The sequence below is a fragment of the Bacillus salacetis genome, from assembly GCF_049177075.1.
Lineage (GTDB): Bacteria > Bacillota > Bacilli > Bacillales > Bacillaceae_B > Rossellomorea > Rossellomorea salacetis_A.
Map to the genome: position 1 here is coordinate 2,646,758 of NZ_CP185377.1, position 17,746 is coordinate 2,664,503.

Here is a 17,746-nt window from a genome sequence, read left to right on the forward strand (position 1 = left end):
AAAACGATTTTAAAATCTAAAGCCCTAGAAAGAAAGTTACCTCAAAAAAACTCAAACTCCCCTCTTATTTCCCCACACATAAGTATGAAGCTGCGGAAGGACCCTTACATTATTCAGCCGGTCGCTTTCAGTTACAGCATCAATCAACTTCTCATAATCCGTTATCAATTGCTTTAAAAGTCCCCGTCCGTCCTCCTCCACAAGGTCAGTATTTCCAACTTGAAGGAAAAATGGCACCTCAGGGTAACGTTCATGCAGATTGGTTGCGTACTCCAGGTCCTTATTATTAAATATGACCACTTTTAAGCTGAAGCTGTTATGAGCTTTTAAGTTATTTAAGATGAAGTCCAGTTTTTCAAAATCCGTTTTCATTCCTGAGCTTGGCGGTTTCGGCGAAAGTGTCAGTTCGTCAATGTCCAGGAACCAGTCCTGCCATCTGCTCCCCTGCGTCTCAAGGGCCGACTTGATTCCATTTTCGTGGAACACAGCCAGGAGTTCTTCTATGGCTGCTATGAGCGCCGGGTTCCCTCCGGAAATTGTCACGTGATTGAAGCGGCTGCCGCCAAGCTCGCGAAGTTCTTCCCAAATTTCCAATGCTGTCATCATTCGGATATCATCTTTTGCCGATCCATCCCAAGTAAAGGCTGAATCACACCATGAGCAGGAGTAATCACATCCAGCTGTACGGACAAACATCGTTTTCCGGCCGATGACCATTCCCTCTCCTTGTATTGTAGGACCGAATATTTCTAAAACCGGTATCTTCTTCATCGCTTTTTGTCCTTTCTTGGACGGAATATACAGTAGCTGGTTGGGGTCTCCCTTAAGAATACCTGCAGGCACAGAGCTTGATTCCCCTGTTTGTCCAGATGGTTTTGAATCAATTCATAAATCAGTTCAGCCATCACTTCAGTGGTTGGAAATCTCTCGGGATTTTCAGAAAACAGCGGATCCTCATTCAGCATGGTGTGATCGAACCGATCATGGATGAGCTTTTTGATGGTTGAAAAGTTGATAAGGAAACCGGACTCATCCAGGGTATCCCCGCCAATGGTAACATTGGCAAAATAGGTATGACCGTGGACTTTTTGGCATTTGCCCGCCGCTTCAGAAGGAATATAATGAGCTGCAGCAAATTGGAAGTCCTTATTCAGTTCATAAGAAAAGGAATGCTGGGGTACCGGGTAAATTTGTCCGATCATGATTTTCCCTCTCCCTTTCTAGAAGATAAATAGTCTGATAGTCCTTTGCTTCTCAGCTTGCAGGCAGGACAAGTTCCGCATCCATCTCCACGGATGCCGTTATAGCATGTGAGTGTTTTTTCACGGATATACTGGAGCATCCCCATATCATCAGCCCACTTCCATGTAGCTTCTTTGTCCAGCCACATCAATGGTGTATGTACGACATACCCTTCGTCCAGAGCCAGATTTAATGTTACATTGAACGATTTCACAAAAATATCCCTGCAGTCAGGGTAACCGCTGAAATCTGTTTCACAAACACCGGTTATGATATGTTTGGCCCCGATATTCTTGGCCAGCACGCCGGCAAATGAAAAAAACAGCAGGTTTCTTCCCGGTACAAATGTCGAAGGCAGTTCCCCTTCCTTTTCAATGATCTCTTCATCCCTTGTCAGTGCGCTGGGAGCGAGTTGATTAAGAAGACTCATATCCAAAATATGATGCGGGACGTTCAATTCCTCTGCAATTTCCCTTGCACATTCCAGTTCTTCTGAGTGCCTCTGACCATAATTGAAGGTGACGGCTTCCACCTCTTTAAATTCCTTTTTAGCCCAGATCAGGCAGGTGGTACTGTCCTGTCCGCCGCTGAATACAACAAGTGCTTTCTCTTTTCTCATATAAAATCTCCTCTCTTTTTTGGCTGTCCAGCCAGTTAAAGAAGAAGGAAGTTCATGGCAGTTCTCTATAAGATTATAATGGTTTACTCTCCTCATTATGAAAAGTAAACAGAAAAAAACGGCACCTAAGGAGATGCCGTTTCCTTAGTTTTTTATAGAGGGTTAAGCTAGAACCTCTCCTGCAGAGCTGCAGAATTCTTCTATTCATTATGTTACTATAACATAGGCATATAAAGCTGTCATCAAAATCTCTTCGTTATTTTCGCAGCACAGGCATTGAGCAGCAGCGGAAGGAACCGCCTGACTTAATGATTTCGGAAAAATCAACTTCAATGACATTATAGCCATGGTTTCTTAAAGACTTATTCACTTCCTTATTCTGTGGAAGGCTGAGGACTTTTTTGTCGCCTATCGACAATACATTTGTCCCCATGGTGAACTGTTCTTTATCAGTCACTTCAACCAGGTTATAGTAATTCCTGAGCATATTCAGTTCTTTCTGTTTGAAAGCCGGTGAAAATACCAGCGCCTCATCTGGAGAGAGGATATTAAACACACAATCAAGGTGAAGATATTTTTTCTGGAACGGTACAGGGATGACCGTATAACCTTCTGCGTGCTCCCTCAATTGATCAATCGCACCCGAATTGGTTCGATGGCTGACACCGACAAACACTTTGTCCTTGTCTACAATGACATCTCCGCCTTCAATACTGCTCATATCCAGCTTTTCATATTTATGTCCATTGTTTTTCAGCCAATCTATCAACACTTCTTCTTCACCAGCCCGGATATCGCTCCCCATTTCAGATACATAGATTGTATCACCTATGGTGAACCCTATATCTCTTGTGAATACCTGCTCAGGCAGCTGCTGGTCCGGCGTCAATTGGATGACCTCGGTACCGTTCTCCTTCATTGCACTGACGAATGCCTCATGCTGTTTTAATGCGGTATGAATATCTATATTTTTATCAAGGAAATGTTTTTGAGTCTCATTAATGACTTCTTCGATTTTCATAAAACGAGGCTGGCAAACTATAACCTTTTTCAACCTGTCATATTCACTATCACAATATTCCGTTTGATTTTTTCGAATGGTAGTCGCCATTTTTAACCCTCCATAAAGTATTGCCTTTTTACGAGAATATTCCCATTACGGAAGCGTTATTAAACCCTTTGATGGAGTGGATTAAATCAGGCATTATTCACTTTTTGCATAAAGATTAATCTTTTCACAGGATACTGTATGTTTATTCTGAAAACCCCTTAAATCTGTGCCAAAAATGAATGAATATTAAATGAGCTTTTTTATTATTATTTTTAAAATCCTACTTTTGAACTACTAAAGATTCTTTCGAAAAGCATAGCTTGACTTTTGGTAACCCATTTTATTTTCATAAAACCGGTGGGCATCCTTTCTCTGAAGACCTGAATCCAACCCTACTGTCTCGCAGCCTTGCTCTTTCCCCCACTTCTCCACAAATTGAAGAAGTTTTCTTCCGTATCCCATTGACCTGGCAGAAGAGGAAGTCACAAGATCATAAACAAACACGTGGCGCTTAGCATAGAAATTGGTCCTGATGATAACCCCTGCGAGCGATACTATATCCTCAGCCTCATAAAGACAAAATACCCGGTACCCCTCAGACCTCATGTCTCTTAATAAATGGGTGAATTCAACTTTGGATAAGTCGGTCCTAAGTTCTTTCAAAAGCTCATATGCCTTATCCCATTCCTGCTCAAGCACTGCTTCCTTAATTTCCATCTTCATTTCTCCCTTATACAAATTCATGACTACCACACTATTATTCTGCATTTTAAAGTAATCTCCTCCTTCAACCCTTTAAAGCACTAAGAGGGACTGTCCCCTATCACACTTTAAAGGGGTAAAGGAATTGCCCATTTTAGTGCAAGGCCCATTCAGGGAAAAATTGTCCTGCATATTGTTAGGAAGAGGAAAATAACAGGAGGTATGTTATGTATCACTTTAGAAATTATCCGCAAAATGAAATGACGATGTCTATGCCGATGAGCCAGGGATCCATGCAGTCACAGCCTATGTTCAATTTTGAGCCATATGTCTATGAAACATTGAGATCAGTAATAGGAAAAGTGTTGATCGTTTCAACGGTAAGGGACACACTCCGTGGAAAACTAATGGATGTAAAACCGGATCATGTGGTTTTGAATGTCGGGGATGAAACCTTCTTTGTCCGTACATGCCAGATTGTCAGTGTAATGCCTGACTGACGTTTGGGCTTAAGGTTGTTTTATCATAATACAAAGAAATGAACCAAATTATTTTATGGAGACGTCGTTTTTGGTTCAATCCTTGTAGGAATCGACCGATAATATGATAGGTTCTTGTTAATTTGGTTCAATACGTGGAGAAAAGGACCAATTTTTGAAACGGGCCAGCGGTTTTTGGTCTAATACTCAAAGGAAAGGACCAATTTTTTAAATCAGTCTGAGGGTTTTTGGATCATTACTTAAAGGAAAAAAGAGCGCCACCGGGCGCTCTTTTCTACGACTCTACTACATTTCCTTCTGCAGGGATTGGATGTTCTTTCAGCATTTTCGCAAAATGGATCAGATTGTATGCCATTATTTTCGTGTTTTGTTTGGTAAAGTCATTGTCAAAGCCATCCGCTTCCAAGAAAGAAGGCCCTGGTCCGGCTTCACCTACCCAGTAAGAATCCACATTCGGAGGGATGGTGAAACCGAGATGGGACATACCATAAATGATATCTCTTGCCGCGCTTTTCGCACCATCTTCATTTCCTGTTACAATGGCACCTGCGACTTTATTGTAATACAGGTATTGACCTTTATCGTTTGTCTGGCTGGCCCCTCCGTTGATCCGCTCAATCACACGCTTGGCAATGCTGCTTTTTTCACCAAGCCAAATCGGTGTTCCGATCACCAGGATATCAGCTTCTTTCACTTTATCAAATATTTCAGGCCACTCATCGCCGATTCCTTCATCCGGGGTCATTCCCGGAGCCACATTATAGTCCGCTATCCGGACAGTTTCGGTATCCACACCTTCATCTTGCAGGATATCGATCACTTTGTCCATCAATCCCTGTGTATTTGAGGTTTCCGGACTCTTTTTTAAAGTACAATTCAGGAATAAAGCTTTTATCGTCAAAATTCATTCCTCCTCCATTTAATCTCATGTATCCTTTATCCTCAAGGACATGATTTCAAACAAAGCCGAAAGAGTTTCGCTTCAGTCAAAAGAGGACCTGATCACTGCTTATACGTAATGGTCACCCTTCTTCTCATTTCTTTTTTTATCATCGAAATAAATTCGTCTGAGAGTTTTTCTTTTTTGGCGTGCCTCAAAACAGTCATGAGCTGTTTATTGCTGAGCTGCTTTAAAGTTCTTGGTCTCATGAATTCCTCCTAACGAAAAGAAGAACATCTAAACTTGACAATTGGCTTTTCAAAACTTTTACCCTTATTTTTACAGTTATAACTTCCTGGCAGGCATTTAATTAAAAAAGCTGCAATACCCAGGAGAATGATTCCCTGTATTGCAGCTTATATATTTAATGCATGAACCCGCCTTCCGAGTGAATTACCTGTCCTGTAATCCATTGCGCCTCTTTCGACACGAGGAAAGCAATCAACTTAGCGGTATCCTCAGGGGTCCCTAATCTTCCCATCGGGAACCGATTTACCAAATCTTCTTTAAACTCATCACTGATCCATCCGGTCTGTGTAGGGCCCGGATTAACTGCATTGATTGTGATTCCTTTCCGTGCAGCAGGAATCGCTGCCGATCTGACGAATGTCTCTACCCCGCTTTTTGTCATGGCATAGGCAAGTTCATCCGGCATAGGCCCAAGGGATTGCCCGCTTGTCAGAAATACGACCCTGCCGCCTTTATTTTCCTCACAAACATCAAGAAATTTTACAGTTAACAAACTAGCTGCCCTGACATTGACGGTGTAGTGCCGGTCCAATTCAGCACCTGATAAATTCTCAATCGTCGTTTCAGTTGAATAAGCAGCATTATTCACCAGGATGGATGGCTTTCCTATTTTATTAACTACGGTTTCCATAACTCTGTCAGGTGCATCCTCACTCATAAAATCAATCTCTTCCCATTCACACCTGACACCTTTTGATAAAATTAACTTTCTCAATTTTTCAAAACTGTCTTCTTCGGCCCCCCAAGGCATACCCCTGTCATAACCTCTGAATCCTGTAAAAAATATATCAATGCCTTGTTCAGCTAGCTTCAAGCAGATGGAAGCCCCCAGCCCCTCTAAACGGCTGGCACCCGTTACAATAGCAATCCTGCTCATCCTCTCAGCTCCTTTAACTGACGAATCACTTCCTGATATTTGCCTTCCAGTAAAGAAACATCATCAGAAGGAGAAGGGATGCTCAATCTGCTGATCAGTTCAGTCATCTTTGTTTCCAATTTCAAGATTTCTTCTTCGTTTCTGTCAACGGATTGAGGCTGCCTGCTCCACTCTTCGAACTGCTTCAGACTTCCATCAAACATGCTGACGATACCATCTTGAAATCTCCAAAGCTTATCAGCCGTGTTCTCAACAAATTTTCTGTCATGCGATATTACAAGGACAGTTCCTGGATAGTCTTTCAAAAGACTTTCCAATGCCTGCAGCGTATCAAGGTCGACATGGTTTGTAGGCTCATCGAGCACTAGTAAGTTGTAGTCACCGACCAGGAGTTTAGCTAAGGAGGTTTTCACACGCTCTCCACCGCTCAGTACATGAATTGGCTTATGAACATCCTCCTCATAAAATCTCAGCCGGGCAAGGATGATTCTGATGATATGCTGCGGCAGGATGCTTCCTTCTGTTACATACTCCAGTATTGTTGAGCTTTCAGGTAGATTTTCGAGAGTCTGTTCAAAGTATCCCACTTTTACATTTTTAGCGAGGTCTACCTGTTCTGACTCTTCTAACAGCAGTTGCCGGATCAAGGTCGTTTTACCACTGCCGTTTCGGCCGATACATGCTGTTTTGCTTCCCGTTTTCAACTTAAGGTGAGAACTTTGATATAGTTTCTCGCCACTAATGTATTTTTCTATATCTTTGGCAGAAAGCAATGTCCTTCTATGAATCGGCGTTTGCAGAATATACTCCATTTTCACTTCATCCCATTCAAATGGTTTTTCCACTTTCTCCAACCTTTCAACCCGCTCTCTGATAACGGTGGATACACGTTCGACCTTTGCCCGTTTTCCTGCAGCTTTTCCTTTATACAGCTGCCACTCGGAATTCCCCATGCGTGAAGGCGGTTTATCCATCCCCTGCGCCTGCCTCTTTTTTTGTTCATACCTTTCCATTAAACGCTTCTTTTCTTTAGTGTAGCTTTCGTATTTTGCTTCAAGTTCTTTCTTTTGCCGTTCTTTCTCCTGTAAATAATCTTCATAGCTCCCTTGATACTCTTTCAGTTCGCCATCTTCAATTTCCCAGATCTTTGTACAGACGGCATCTAGAAGAGCCCGGTCATGAGACGCTAATATAAAGCTTCCATTGTATGCTTGCAATCTGGTTTGCAGCTCTTCAATCCTTTCCCAATCCAGATTATTGGACGGTTCATCCAAGAACATCAATTGATGGCCTTCAGAGAATAAGGCATTCAGCTTTTTAATCGTCACTTCCCCTCCGCTTAAGTAACCTGTCGTACATTCCTTATTCAGCTGTTCAAAGTATCCGCTGCTGCCGTACCACTCTACATCAGGCAATGCATCGGTCAAACCTTGCAGGTACTTTAGGAGCAGGGATTTCCCTTGGCCGTTCTTTCCAATCAAGCCGATTTTATCTCCTTGATAGACTTTTAATTCCTTCTCATCAAAAAATTTCTTTTCACCAATTGTATATTGAACATTTTTCGCTTTCATCAATAACATAAAAAAACCTCCCCGAAATGCTCCGGAAAGGTTAGTAAATATTCTATGCTCAAAGTTTAAAAAAAGTTACAAGTGCAGAAAAATATTCAAGAATTTTTTCTTGAAGGCTGAATGTATACTTTTTTTGAGCAAAGAGTCCTTTGAAAAATGGACATACTTATCCTATCCGGAACGAGTTTAATTTTACAAATATGCTTTTGGCACTTCTCGTTTTGTGTGGGATAGGTAATTACTTCATTGCTCAAAAATTCAGTCCTTTCTTTATCAACTACTGTTAGTATATTGGCAAACATTAGAAAATGCAACTAAAAACAGGAAATTCATCCCGATTAAAGTGTTGGAGAGTGGAAGATTATGCAGTCTAGGCTATAAACCTGTCAAATTGATTTGTGATTCTTCACTCTTCTCTTTTTCATGATCTTGATTGACTTGTAAAAGAGCAGCACAGCCACGAACAAACTGAAGAAAATCAATTCAGGCATACTATTCCTCTCCTTCTTCCTTCGATACTTATACAGTATACTCAGGGAAAGGAGAAGATAATCCTTATTAAAGTATCAAACTAACCTGATTTCCACTCCAGGCGCCCGACTCCGCGGGGCGGGCGGTGAGCCTCCTCGGCTTTGCCTGCGGGGTCTCACCTGTCCCGCTAGTTCCGCAGGAGGTCGTACACCTTCCGTTCCAATCCGCCCATACCCTCTAATTAGAGAATAATCCATAAAAATCATTTCATATGGTAAAATTATAAGTTTAAAAAGGTCCCCCCAGAAGCGAAAGAATCATTTTGACTCAGTCATCCAATCATAAAACATTCTCGTTCCTGGTTTCCCCTTCTTTAAGAGCAGCCTGCTATACCCTGCTCAGCCCTTTTTCCTTGGCATAAAGTTTCCTGATTAATCTGATCTGGCCTCTGTGGTTGATTTCATCTTCGAATACATGGAACCATTTGAAGAAGTTATTCCCCTTTTTGTTGTACCAGAAATCGGTTTCCCGATACAGCCAGCTGTCATCCAGTGAAGCAAATTTTTCTTCTGTTATACGTCTGACAGCCGCCAGTTCATCAAGATAGTACTCCAGTGGTTTTCCTTGAATGACGGATGCACCTTCACCCAATCCGACTGCCGGCTCAAGGGTATCCGCATATTCATCGACCTCTTCGTCACTGGCTTCTTCAAAAGTGAATTTTTGAAAAACCTTTTCAATAGCTGTCAAATGAGCAAGAAGCATGGCTATTGAGTTGAACTCCCCGTTGTAGCGAAAATCGACCTCTTCCTGCGATACATCTTTTAAGTCAGCCAAGGTAGTGAACCTTGCATAATTCATCATTGAAATCAAAATAGAAAAGTCCTTTTGATACCCGTCTTTTTCTTTAATCAAAAACATCTTGTCATCGATATGCATTTTTCCATCCCCCTAAAAATTCCTTTCAACACTTCCATATAGTATCATAATAATTAGAAAACTTGTCCAACTAGAAGGTGCAAATTGATACAAGAATGGCTGCAGATACCGCTTGCTTATGAATGTTTCATACAGACAACCCGCGTTGGTTTACGATCAGTTCCCGTATCGGCAATGTATATGAATCAAATTTTTCTATGTCGTCAATATGTATCCATGCCACTTCCAAAATATCATCATTTTCAGAAAGAGTTTTGTCCAGAAACATTTCCCCTGACACAATTTCAGCGATAAAAGAATGTTTACCGGAGCAGGCGGGGAGTTGTTCAATCATCTTCGTCCAATACCCTGTCTCTTCATGCACTTCCCTGATCATCGCTTGTTCCGGGGTTTCACCGCTTTCAATTCCTCCACCTGGAAAATTCCACACAACGTCTCCCCTTTCAACGAATTGTTTCACCATTAATACATAGTCATCCCTGACAATAATTCCTTGTGAGATCAATATAACCACCCTTTGCTATTTCCCTTTAAAATTTATTTTACCGTATTTCCAGTAAAGTATAAATCTGGTAAACTATATTTCTATTATTGAAAAGGGTGTGGTGTAATGGGTTATCCTATTAGAGTAAGAGCTGGTGCACTTATCATTCAGGATCAGAGCATACTGTTAGCCAAGTTTGAAGATGAAAACGGTGTTCACTATAACCTTCCAAGCGGCGGAGTGGAAAAAGGTGAATCTACCGCAGAAGCAGCTGTAAGAGAAGCAAAAGAAGAAGCTGGGGTGGAAGTGACCGTTGAACAACTTGCCTTCATCTATGAATATGCTCCACATCAAAATGATAACCTTTATGGAACGACACCAAATCTAAGCCTATTTTTTGACTGTCGTATCAATAATGGCAGCAAACCATCATTGGCGGAAACACCTGATCTTCATCAGATAGACGTCGAATGGATTCATCTGTCTGAGCTGAATTCAGTCACACTCTATCCGAAAATTCAAAAGTATATACAGGAATACGTATCAGGCCTATATAAAACAGATCTCATTGAGGAGCATAAACTCCTTAAATAGGAACACTTGCGGGCGGCTCATGGTCTTCTATGTTACCATGTAGAAAAGAGCCCGAAGGATGTGGAAAAGTGTTGGTAATAAAAATGTCCAAAGAAGAAAAAGAAGAAATTATCGGAAGGATTCAAACCTTCCATTATGAACAGCATGGGGAAGAGATCGGCATGATCGGGGCCGAAAATCTCTTTGAGTTTTTCATGAAGGAAGTCGGACCCTATTTTTACAATAAGGGGATCATGGATTCCAAGAAAGTATTAATGGATAAAATGCTGCAGCTTGAAGATGATTTGTATGCTCTTAAAAGGCCTATTAAATAATGCTTTTCAAGAGGTTTCAACAAAAAGAACCCCTAACACAGGGGTTCTTCCTATTCCACCGTATGGATCCCTTCTGTTGCGAATACCCTTTCTGTATTAAGGACATCAATCTCTAAGGCGTTTTCTTCCCTATTTTCTATGATTTTTGTCAATTCCTCTTCCGTTATGTCTTTTGTCAGCGGAAGAGACTCCTCGATTTCAACTATTTTAGATTCTTCGCCTTCTTTATGGCTGGTATATTCCTCATCAAGTACAAACATATCTGTCCCCAGCGCCCTGGCAAGTTCACCATTGCTTGTATAAAGCCTTACCTGAAAGGATGTTTCAGGTTCCATATTTACATCATCCAAAGTTATATGAACCTCCAACTGTTTTCCATCTTCTGATAGTGAAACACTGGAAGCCTCTATCATCTCAATTTTCTTGTTTCCGCAGCCTGCCAATAAGAGTAAGACCGCCAGCAAGAGTCCGCCCGCATACAACTTCTTCAATATATTGCCCCCCACTTCTATTTCTGTCACATTTTATAATACTATAACAAATGCCGGCAGGAAAATTGAAACTTAACAAAGAGGGAAACAGCCGTTTAAAACAGAAAGAGCATTGATGATCTCAATGCTCTTTCAAATGGTTATCTATTATGTGAATAGCGGTATCAGCAGTCCGGCAAGAAGTAGAATCAATGCTCCTCCCAAACGTGAAGATATTTGAGCAAATGGCATTAATTCCATCCTCTTGGAAGCTGATAGAACCGCAACATCACCGGTTCCTCCCATATTTGCCATACACAGACCGGCTGTAATTGCAGCTTCAATAGGGTAAAAGCCGACAAGTCTGCCAAGAAGCGCTGCTCCGATAACCGCACCAAGAACTACACCGAATACCGTTAAAATATATTGCAGAGTCAGAGCCTCCAATACTGTTCCGAGATCCGTATACGCTACACCGATACCAAATAGTAATGCAAAGGTCCAGTTCTTTGCAACGAACTGATACCATTGGCTGGCACCGTCTACTACTGCTGCAGGAATTGCGTTTGCAACTTTCGCAACTGCAACCAGGATAATCATGATTGCATATGCGTGCAATGGGATGAATGAAGCCAGTAATGTACCAACTGTAAAGAATGTTAAAGCAGCAAGCAGACCCGCACCCATTTTTTGAATATCATATTTCAATTCCGGCTTTTCATACTTGAATCCTTGAATCAATTGACCGTTTCCTGTAAGCGATGGGAATTTCTTTCCGATGATATCAAGCATACTTGCTAGAACAATCGCGAAAACATTTCCCAGTGCCAAAGCAGGGACCAACATGGAGATATAATAACTCGGTTCGTTACCAAGAAGCTCTGAATATATCTGACTCATCGGAACAGCACCGGCACCCATTCCGCCGCCCATGATTGGCATTGCAATGACCAGTACAGCTTCCTGCAGTGTAAATCCGACCATTGCGCCAATTAGTGCTGTGAGCGCAACTGCTCCTATGACAGCTCCACCAATAGGAAGGAAATAACGGAGCCCTACTTTCACAAGAATCTTTGAGTTCATGCCAAGGATACTGCCAGTTATCAATGCAGCGATATAGAAATTAAGAAATCCTCCCGATTTCATGAAATCAGTCACCGAAGTGGTGATTTCTTCTGGAAGCAAACCACTGTACACCATGTAAGCGGAACCAAAAATGGCGACAATTGCTCCACCGCCAAGGAAAGTCTTTACTATCGGGAGTCTGTCACCAACATATCCAAATAATTCCCCAAGCACAATCATGACCAGCAAACTTCCTATCATACCGCCAGGCAGATTTCCTGTATACATACTGATCAGTGTAATGGCGGTAAAAATACCAAACCATACAATAGGTGTGTTAAAGATTGCAATCTTACCAGCTTTTAATGATTGGACATTTGAACTGGACGCCTTTTTCGTTTCATTTGCATTTGCATATTCTCTTGCTGCTTCACCCATGAAATTTTCCTCCTTTTTGTCAGATGGAGTCCGGTTTATGATACCGAACTCCTTCCTTTTTTCTGTTGGATAGCTGTTACTCTTACAGCTTTGGCTACCAGCCTCGCCACTCTTTCATCCAGTGCTTTTGGAATAATATAATCCGCACTCAATTCATTTTCAGTAATAACACCGGCAATTGCATAAGCGGCAGCCACTTTCATTTCCATCGTGATATCTTTTGCCTTAGCATCCAAAGCACCACGGAATATTCCCGGGAAAGCCAGAAGGTTATTTACCTGGTTAGGGTAATCAGAGCGTCCTGTTCCTACAACCGCAGCACCGGCTTCCAGTGCTTCTTCCGGGTAGATTTCCGGGATCGGGTTTGCCATAGCCAAAACGATCGGCTTTTCATTCATAGCCTTGATATGCTCAGGCTTCATAACGCCTGGAGCGGAAACACCGATAAAGACGTCTGCCTCTTTTATTGCTTCGTCCAAAGTCCCCTTGACACCAGTCAAATTGGTCTGTTCCGCTATCTTTTCCTGTGCAGGATTCAGCCATTTTTCACCTTTGCAAACGACTCCCTCCAAGCTTACCAGAGTGATATTTTTATAACCTGCATGCAATAAGAGTTTCGCAATTGAAATACCTGCAGCACCTGCCCCATTAACGACAACCTTAATGTTCTTATGGACTTTGCTCACTACTTTAAGAGCATTATAAAGCGCTGCCAAAACAACGATTGCAGTGCCATGCTGGTCATCATGGAATACAGGGATGTCCAGTTCTTTCTTCAATCTTTCTTCTATTTCAAAGCAGCGGGGGGCTGAGATATCCTCCAAGTTCACTCCCCCGAAACTTGGTTGAAGTGCTTTAATAATGTTGACGATTTCATCTACATTTTTTGTATCCAGGCAAAGCGGAAAAGCATCAATATCCGCAAAATTCTTAAATAGAATGCTCTTACCCTCCATTACAGGCATTGCAGCTTTAGGGCCAATATCACCCAGTCCCAATACAGCTGTTCCATCAGAGACAATCGCTACCATGTTCCCTCTTGAAGTCAGTGTGTCGACTTCTGCCTCATTTTCCGCAATTGCCTTACAAACATCCGCAACCCCAGGGGTATATACAAGACTTAAATCTTCTTCACTATTAATATTCACTTTGCTGTTTACTTCAATTTTTCCTGAATGCAATCGATGAAGTTCGATTGTTTCATCTCTCAGGTTCCTTCTGGACATTCTATCTCTCCTCCAAGTAATCGCTTTCATAATGTATTTTCATCTTAGAGAATTCTTAAAGAGATAAACAGGTTATGAAATTAATGCATTCTTTTTGAAATTAAAAAAAGCAGCATAACTGAAAATAGGACTTAAAAAAGCAAAAAACCCAAGAACCAGTAAAGATTCTTGAGTCAGTCTTACAAATATCCTTCTACTATTTTTTCATTATCTTTGTATGAGTATTGATAAACCGGACGGCCAATTCCATATACCAGCGTTTCTTCCAAAACATTGATTTCAGTCAGAAAAACAAGGTATTTTCTGACTGAGACCCTGGAAATATTCGTCTGTTCGGCAATTTCATCTGTTGAAAAGTTTTTTAATTTCTTAACAGTTTCAACGATGACTAAGAGGGTGCTTTTGGTAAGCCCTTTAGGCAGTGATTTATCCATCTTCCTCTGGGTGCTTTCAGGTTCAAATAACCTTTGATCAATCTCCTCCTGACTGAGATTATCACTATTATGAAAGATAGTATATTTTTCTTTAAATCTTAAAAGAGCTTGTTTGAATCGATCAAATTCAAAAGGCTTGATCAAGTAATCTGCAGCACCGAATCGAAGCGCGGACTGGATTTTTTCAGAGTCTGATGCTGCTGTAATCAATATCGCATCCACAGCCATTCCTTTTTCCCTTATTTCACTTAACAATTCAAGGCCGTTACCTCCTGGCATAAAAACATCCAGCAGCAGCAAGTCCACCTTTTCTGATTCTATTACCAATCTAGCGTCTTTTGTAGTATGAACTACACCGACTAATGAGAAACCTCCTACTTTATCCAGATAACGCTTATTGAATTCTGCCACCATTGGATCGTCTTCAATTATTAATACTTTAATCATCTTCTATCCCATCTCTCGTTGTTTCATATATTATTTCTGCGTTGAATACTGTCCCTTCTGGACTGGACTTAACTGTCATACCACCTTTAAGACGTTCAATACTTTTGTTTACCAAGTACAAGCCGAAACCGCGGTCTTCTCCTTTAGTCGAATATCCTTTCTTGAAAATGGCCGCCCCTTTTACATCTTCAATGCCGGGCCCTGTATCTTCCACTTGAATGGACAGCCGCCCATTTTGCGCTGTCAAGCTTAATTCTATTACTTTCTTTTCACTTTCTGTTAATGCTTCGATTGCATTGTCGATTAGATTACCAATGATAGTAATTAATTCATGAGTGACTTCAGGTTCAAAGATTTGCTCTATTGGTGCTTCACTTTTTACAATTAACTCTACATTTTCTTCACGTGCATAACTTATTTTGCCCATCAGGAAGCCGGCAAGCACCGGGTCTCTTATGCTTTTGGCAACCATATCGATTTCTTCATTATTATGATCGACGAGCTTTCGGATAAATTCCATTAATTCATCATACGCTTCCAATTGGACCATTCCAAATATGACATGAAGCCGATTCATGAATTCATGTGACTGGGCACGGAGCGTTTCAGCATAAGTACGTACCCCCGTTAATTGCTTTGCCAGATGGTTTACTTCGGTCATATCCCTGAAGGTTGAAATCGCTCCGATGACTTGGTTGTTAACAATAAGAGGCTCCCGGTTTACAAGAATGGAAACCCCGTTAAGAACCTGTTCCTCGTCACGTTCGGGCTTTCCTGTCTGTAAGACCCTGTCCAATTTGCTGCTTGGCATATAATCAGAAATCTTCATGCCCACAGGTTGATCTGATAATCCGGCCATTTTAAAGATTCTGAGTGCTGATTTATTAACCAGGGTAATATTTTTTTCTTGATCGACTGCCACAATTCCTTCATGAACTGACTGAAGCATGGTGCTTCGTTCTTCGAGCAGCTTTGATATAGCGTATGGCTCGAGTCCAAATAGCATTCTCTTTATGTACTTTGCCAAAAGAAAAGCCCCGATAATTCCGGCTATTATTCCAAACACTGTCCCTTTTATGATATTTTGATGGCCTTCGGATAGTGATGACTGTACTTGCTCTAAGGAAATCCCTACAGCGACAGCCCCGATTTGATTATCTTCATTGTCGTAGACAGGGGTAAAGGCCCTTAATGATTGGCCCAGTGTCCCTTTAGAGATGGAAATGTGTTCATTCCCTTTTAAGACTTCTGCTTCGTCTCCTCCTACGAACCTCTTTCCTATCAGTTCAGGATTGGGGTGGGATTTTCTGACGCCTTGCATATCCATCACCACGATGAACATCATGTCCGTTATGGACTGCACTTCGCTCGTATAATCCTGAATTGCCGGGGCCTTATCTTTTGACAATAATCCTTCCTTTACGATCTGAGATTCTGCTACGGTCCGGGAAACAATTTGAGCTTTTTCTTCTTGGTTGCCGCGGATCCTCTCCGTAGTGGTATTGCTTATAAGCAGATCGGTTATCAGTAAGGAAGATAATACAACCAAACATACAAAAAAGATAATGATTGTCGACAACTTGAACGGCTCTTTTAACATTGAATTCCTCCAATCTTTAAACATTATAGCAAACCTTTCTCTATGCTTTTCCATAAAAAAATTCCCACTATTTATTAATAGGTGGGAATTTCAAGTGTCAAACCGAATCTTTTCAACTTGACGGGGATAGGTCAGAAACAATAACCCGTTATGGATCTGTGTAGTAAAAGTCCCTGCTCTGGCGATTTCAGGTAAGTCAATGACCTGTTCAAATTCACCATATTTCCTTTCGCTTCTTAGTTCCATTTCATCAGGAAACACCTGCCGTGTAACTCCTTTCACCTGCAGCCTGGTGCCTGAGAGCAGGTTAAGAGATAGATCTTCTTTTAGTACACCCGGTATCTCTAAAGTAATATACGTATACTCGCTATTTTGGTGAATGTCGAAATTCCTCGGTGTTTTTTGATCCCTGAAAAACTCGTCGGGACCTTTTTCTTGAAGTACTTTGGTCCAAAAATCACTTGCCCGGTATTCATTGGTAATCTCCATCCATTTTCTGATTTTTTCGATATCCATCAGCTTTTTCCTCTATATTTGATTAGATATCGGCATAGATGGATTGGCAATTTGGTCCTGATCACTAATATCAGGGTCAAAAATTCCGGAGTTTAATAATCCGGCTGTTGGCGATAGATCACCAAATGAAAAGTTTGCACCGAAGAGTTTGGTATTTGCGGTATGGCTGTTATGCACAGTCGGCCCAATATCAATATTCCCATTCTGCGTTGTTCCGTTGACCTTCATGTTAAAGATATTTATTGCATAAGGCATCTTTCATACTCCTTTCCCTTATAGGGGGACTAACGGCTTAAATCCAATATTTGTGGAGTCTGCCGTCCCGATTGCCGCCATATCATTTACATCCGGGTCAATTAAAATGTTTTCCATGATTCCTTCTGTCGGTGAAGTATCTCCAAAGGAAGAATTGGTCCCTTGTGATTTGCTATTCGCAGTATGACTGTTATGCACCGCTTCCCCAATCGTAATGGAGCCGTTGCCCGACACACTGTTGACCTTAAGATAGTACAAATTAATGACAGTAGATGGCATCATTGCACACCCCTTCTACCCTTATAAACTATAAAGTATCATATGCCAATCATACCTATTTGTTCCTTCATGCACTTTGAGTCTGTCAACTCTTCCTGCTTCTGTAAGCAATGATACTTGTTTTCAAAGAAGAATATACACCTACCGCTGCATTACCATAGAAGAAGCCCATAAAAATCCCTGTCCAAATGTTTCCCTTATGAGCGAAGAAGATTGAAATGATAAGACCAATGACATTTGCCAAAGTCGGGACAAACGGCCGCCGGATAGATAACATAATTTTAAAAACCTGTGTCAAAATGATTGTCAGGGGGACGGCAGTGACTGCATCCCAGAAGTTTGTATGTATAACTGGAAAAGGCTCCATTTCTTATCCTCCTTATCAGCAAGCCTGGGTCGACTTATACATATAAAATCACATAACATTATTTTCTTCTAAATCCGGACTGTTCATCCTTAATAT

At 41.4% G+C, this 17,746-nt stretch carries 23 protein-coding genes and 1 riboswitch; of the genes, 3 read left to right on the top strand and 20 right to left on the bottom strand.

All coding sequences use genetic code 11. The features are described 5' to 3' along the window. Positions 1-51 precede the first annotated feature (51 nt). The 5 genes from queE to ACOJQI_RS13780 form a co-directional block, all read right to left on the bottom strand. Positions 52-771: a 7-carboxy-7-deazaguanine synthase QueE gene (queE, locus tag ACOJQI_RS13760; protein WP_421378784.1), complete on the bottom strand. Its 720-nt coding sequence runs from the start codon at positions 769-771 to the stop codon at positions 52-54. Further along, positions 768-1,202 (bottom strand): 6-carboxytetrahydropterin synthase QueD, encoded by a 435-nt coding sequence (gene queD / locus ACOJQI_RS13765; RefSeq protein WP_421378786.1) that lies wholly within the window; start codon positions 1,200-1,202, stop codon positions 768-770. Before queD ends, queE begins: the two co-directional genes overlap by 4 nt. Further along, positions 1,199-1,861 (bottom strand): 7-cyano-7-deazaguanine synthase QueC, encoded by a 663-nt coding sequence (gene queC / locus ACOJQI_RS13770; protein ID WP_421378788.1) that lies wholly within the window; start codon positions 1,859-1,861, stop codon positions 1,199-1,201. Before queC ends, queD begins: the two co-directional genes overlap by 4 nt. A gap of 138 nt (positions 1,862-1,999) precedes the next feature. Continuing rightward, positions 2,000-2,044, bottom strand: a riboswitch (PreQ1 riboswitch). 73 nt (positions 2,045-2,117) lie between these two features. After that, positions 2,118-2,972 carry a dimethylarginine dimethylaminohydrolase family protein gene (locus ACOJQI_RS13775; protein ID WP_421378790.1) on the bottom strand — a complete coding sequence of 285 codons (855 nt, stop codon included), beginning with the start codon at positions 2,970-2,972 and terminating at the stop codon, positions 2,118-2,120. A 234-nt stretch (positions 2,973-3,206) separates the two neighbouring features. Continuing rightward, on the bottom strand, positions 3,207-3,680 hold the full coding sequence (locus ACOJQI_RS13780) for a GNAT family N-acetyltransferase (RefSeq protein ID WP_421378792.1): 474 nt from the start codon (positions 3,678-3,680) through the stop codon (positions 3,207-3,209). A gap of 161 nt (positions 3,681-3,841) precedes the next feature. Here ACOJQI_RS13780 and ACOJQI_RS13785 point away from each other — a divergent pair, with 161 nt between their 5' ends. Beyond that, the gene (locus tag ACOJQI_RS13785; RefSeq protein WP_421378794.1) at positions 3,842-4,114 is read left to right on the top strand and encodes a YuzF family protein; all 273 of its coding nucleotides are present in this window, start codon (positions 3,842-3,844) and stop codon (positions 4,112-4,114) included. Between the two features lie 274 nt (positions 4,115-4,388). Here the strand turns inward: ACOJQI_RS13785 and ACOJQI_RS13790 are convergent, their stop codons facing one another. The 6 genes from ACOJQI_RS13790 to ACOJQI_RS13815 all read right to left on the bottom strand — a co-directional run bounded on the left by ACOJQI_RS13790 (position 4,389) and on the right by ACOJQI_RS13815 (position 9,675). Beyond that, positions 4,389-5,015: a flavodoxin family protein gene (locus ACOJQI_RS13790; protein WP_421378799.1), complete on the bottom strand. Its 627-nt coding sequence runs from the start codon at positions 5,013-5,015 to the stop codon at positions 4,389-4,391. A gap of 101 nt (positions 5,016-5,116) precedes the next feature. Continuing rightward, complete coding sequence (sda, locus tag ACOJQI_RS13795; RefSeq protein WP_421378801.1) at positions 5,117-5,263, bottom strand: sporulation histidine kinase inhibitor Sda; 147 nt, start codon at positions 5,261-5,263, stop codon at positions 5,117-5,119. Between the two features lie 155 nt (positions 5,264-5,418). After that, the gene (locus ACOJQI_RS13800; RefSeq protein ID WP_421378803.1) at positions 5,419-6,180 is read right to left on the bottom strand and encodes an SDR family oxidoreductase; all 762 of its coding nucleotides are present in this window, start codon (positions 6,178-6,180) and stop codon (positions 5,419-5,421) included. Further along, a complete protein-coding gene (gene abc-f, locus ACOJQI_RS13805) occupies positions 6,177-7,760 on the bottom strand; it encodes a ribosomal protection-like ABC-F family protein (RefSeq protein ID WP_421378805.1) in 1,584 nt (527 codons plus the stop codon). Before abc-f ends, ACOJQI_RS13800 begins: the two co-directional genes overlap by 4 nt. 849 nt (positions 7,761-8,609) lie before the next feature. Continuing rightward, entirely contained in the window at positions 8,610-9,161 is a 552-nt protein-coding gene (locus tag ACOJQI_RS13810; RefSeq protein ID WP_421378807.1) for a DinB family protein, read from the bottom strand. Between the two features lie 127 nt (positions 9,162-9,288). Continuing rightward, a complete protein-coding gene (locus tag ACOJQI_RS13815; protein ID WP_421378809.1) occupies positions 9,289-9,675 on the bottom strand; it encodes an NUDIX hydrolase in 387 nt (128 codons plus the stop codon). A 96-nt stretch (positions 9,676-9,771) separates the two neighbouring features. Between ACOJQI_RS13815 and ACOJQI_RS13820 the strand changes: the two genes are divergently transcribed. Together ACOJQI_RS13820 and ACOJQI_RS13825 are read left to right on the top strand one after the other, a co-directional pair. Next, positions 9,772-10,239, top strand: a complete 468-nt coding sequence (locus ACOJQI_RS13820; RefSeq protein WP_421378811.1) for an NUDIX domain-containing protein — start codon at positions 9,772-9,774, stop codon at positions 10,237-10,239. A gap of 68 nt (positions 10,240-10,307) precedes the next feature. Next, complete coding sequence (locus ACOJQI_RS13825; protein WP_421378813.1) at positions 10,308-10,553, top strand: DUF2164 domain-containing protein; 246 nt, start codon at positions 10,308-10,310, stop codon at positions 10,551-10,553. A 50-nt stretch (positions 10,554-10,603) separates the two neighbouring features. Here ACOJQI_RS13825 and ACOJQI_RS13830 read toward each other — a convergent pair whose 3' ends face one another. From ACOJQI_RS13830 to ACOJQI_RS13870, 9 genes are all read right to left on the bottom strand, one after another. Continuing rightward, entirely contained in the window at positions 10,604-11,044 is a 441-nt protein-coding gene (locus ACOJQI_RS13830) for a hypothetical protein (RefSeq protein WP_421378815.1), read from the bottom strand. 147 nt (positions 11,045-11,191) lie between these two features. After that, a complete protein-coding gene (locus tag ACOJQI_RS13835; protein WP_421378817.1) occupies positions 11,192-12,526 on the bottom strand; it encodes a 2-hydroxycarboxylate transporter family protein in 1,335 nt (444 codons plus the stop codon). Between the two features lie 35 nt (positions 12,527-12,561). Further along, the gene (locus ACOJQI_RS13840) at positions 12,562-13,752 is read right to left on the bottom strand and encodes an NAD(P)-dependent malic enzyme (RefSeq protein ID WP_421378819.1); all 1,191 of its coding nucleotides are present in this window, start codon (positions 13,750-13,752) and stop codon (positions 12,562-12,564) included. Positions 13,753-13,931: 179 nt separating this feature from the next. Continuing rightward, positions 13,932-14,633, bottom strand: a complete 702-nt coding sequence (locus ACOJQI_RS13845) for a response regulator (RefSeq protein ID WP_421378821.1) — start codon at positions 14,631-14,633, stop codon at positions 13,932-13,934. Next, positions 14,626-16,233: a DcuS/MalK family sensor histidine kinase gene (gene dcuS, locus ACOJQI_RS13850; RefSeq protein ID WP_421378823.1), complete on the bottom strand. Its 1,608-nt coding sequence runs from the start codon at positions 16,231-16,233 to the stop codon at positions 14,626-14,628. Before dcuS ends, ACOJQI_RS13845 begins: the two co-directional genes overlap by 8 nt. Before the next feature lie 90 nt (positions 16,234-16,323). Next, positions 16,324-16,749 (bottom strand): Hsp20/alpha crystallin family protein, encoded by a 426-nt coding sequence (locus tag ACOJQI_RS13855; RefSeq protein ID WP_421378825.1) that lies wholly within the window; start codon positions 16,747-16,749, stop codon positions 16,324-16,326. 12 nt (positions 16,750-16,761) lie between these two features. Then, the gene (locus tag ACOJQI_RS13860) at positions 16,762-17,004 is read right to left on the bottom strand and encodes a spore germination protein (RefSeq protein WP_421378828.1); all 243 of its coding nucleotides are present in this window, start codon (positions 17,002-17,004) and stop codon (positions 16,762-16,764) included. Between the two features lie 18 nt (positions 17,005-17,022). Further along, the gene (locus ACOJQI_RS13865) at positions 17,023-17,283 is read right to left on the bottom strand and encodes a spore germination protein (RefSeq protein WP_421385475.1); all 261 of its coding nucleotides are present in this window, start codon (positions 17,281-17,283) and stop codon (positions 17,023-17,025) included. Between the two features lie 85 nt (positions 17,284-17,368). Continuing rightward, positions 17,369-17,650 (bottom strand): hypothetical protein, encoded by a 282-nt coding sequence (locus tag ACOJQI_RS13870; protein WP_421378830.1) that lies wholly within the window; start codon positions 17,648-17,650, stop codon positions 17,369-17,371. Positions 17,651-17,746: the final 96 nt, after the last annotated feature.

Bases quoted from the DNA above. Each gene is read 5' to 3' on its own strand.
- ACOJQI_RS13800 (WP_421378803.1), bottom strand. From the start codon at position 6,180: ATGAGCAGGATTGCTATTGTAACGGGTGCCAGCCGTTTAGAGGGGCTG.
- ACOJQI_RS13780 (WP_421378792.1), bottom strand. From the start codon at position 3,680: ATGCAGAATAATAGTGTGGTAGTCATGAATTTGTATAAGGGAGAAATG.
- ACOJQI_RS13860 (WP_421378828.1), bottom strand. From the start codon at position 17,004: ATGCCTTATGCAATAAATATCTTTAACATGAAGGTCAACGGAACAACG.
- abc-f (WP_421378805.1), bottom strand. From the start codon at position 7,760: ATGTTATTGATGAAAGCGAAAAATGTTCAATATACAATTGGTGAAAAG.
- ACOJQI_RS13870 (WP_421378830.1), bottom strand. From the start codon at position 17,650: ATGGAGCCTTTTCCAGTTATACATACAAACTTCTGGGATGCAGTCACT.
- ACOJQI_RS13775 (WP_421378790.1), bottom strand. From the start codon at position 2,972: ATGGCGACTACCATTCGAAAAAATCAAACGGAATATTGTGATAGTGAA.
- ACOJQI_RS13840 (WP_421378819.1), bottom strand. From the start codon at position 13,752: ATGTCCAGAAGGAACCTGAGAGATGAAACAATCGAACTTCATCGATTG.
- queC (WP_421378788.1), bottom strand. From the start codon at position 1,861: ATGAGAAAAGAGAAAGCACTTGTTGTATTCAGCGGCGGACAGGACAGT.
- queD (WP_421378786.1), bottom strand. From the start codon at position 1,202: ATGATCGGACAAATTTACCCGGTACCCCAGCATTCCTTTTCTTATGAA.
- ACOJQI_RS13845 (WP_421378821.1), bottom strand. From the start codon at position 14,633: ATGATTAAAGTATTAATAATTGAAGACGATCCAATGGTGGCAGAATTC.
- ACOJQI_RS13810 (WP_421378807.1), bottom strand. From the start codon at position 9,161: ATGCATATCGATGACAAGATGTTTTTGATTAAAGAAAAAGACGGGTAT.
- ACOJQI_RS13855 (WP_421378825.1), bottom strand. From the start codon at position 16,749: ATGGATATCGAAAAAATCAGAAAATGGATGGAGATTACCAATGAATAC.
- sda (WP_421378801.1), bottom strand. From the start codon at position 5,263: ATGAGACCAAGAACTTTAAAGCAGCTCAGCAATAAACAGCTCATGACT.
- ACOJQI_RS13835 (WP_421378817.1), bottom strand. From the start codon at position 12,526: ATGGGTGAAGCAGCAAGAGAATATGCAAATGCAAATGAAACGAAAAAG.
- ACOJQI_RS13820 (WP_421378811.1), top strand. From the start codon at position 9,772: ATGGGTTATCCTATTAGAGTAAGAGCTGGTGCACTTATCATTCAGGAT.
- ACOJQI_RS13785 (WP_421378794.1), top strand. From the start codon at position 3,842: ATGTATCACTTTAGAAATTATCCGCAAAATGAAATGACGATGTCTATG.
- dcuS (WP_421378823.1), bottom strand. From the start codon at position 16,233: ATGTTAAAAGAGCCGTTCAAGTTGTCGACAATCATTATCTTTTTTGTA.
- ACOJQI_RS13865 (WP_421385475.1), bottom strand. From the start codon at position 17,283: ATGCCATCTACTGTCATTAATTTGTACTATCTTAAGGTCAACAGTGTG.
- queE (WP_421378784.1), bottom strand. From the start codon at position 771: ATGAAGAAGATACCGGTTTTAGAAATATTCGGTCCTACAATACAAGGA.